This is a genomic window from Pseudomonas sp. BMW13, assembly GCF_013357275.1.
Lineage (GTDB): Bacteria > Pseudomonadota > Gammaproteobacteria > Pseudomonadales > Pseudomonadaceae > Aquipseudomonas > Aquipseudomonas khazarica.
In genome coordinates, this window is record NZ_SUKD01000047.1 from 1 (window position 1) to 343 (window position 343).

The window sequence follows — 343 nt, forward strand, 5'->3', positions numbered from 1 at the left end:
CCATGGCCTTCTTCTTCACGCTGATGTGGCCGGCGACCATGGCGTTGATGCCCTGGGCGATCTCGGCGTAGCTGCCGGTGAAGCGCGCGGCGTCGATGACCACGTCGATGTCGCCCTTGTCGTGCTCGTCGGACATGTGCCGCATCTCGCTCATCAGGCCTGTGAGGTTGCCGCGCAGGGTCTCGATGGTGTCGTTGATGAAGGCCTTCTTGCCGGGGAACTGCTCCAGCGATGCGCTCAGATCGCCCTCGGCGAAGGCCTGAACGCAGGCCATGGCCTTCTTCTTCACGCTGATGTGGCCGGCGACCATGGCGTTGATGCCCTGGGCGATCTCGGCGTAGCT

At 64.1% G+C, this 343-nt stretch carries 1 pseudogene; it reads right to left on the minus strand.

Annotation, left to right across the window (positions count from 1 at the left end):
* Positions 1-343 (minus strand): annotated as a pseudogene (locus E4487_RS23955) (methyl-accepting chemotaxis protein); the annotation flags it as partial.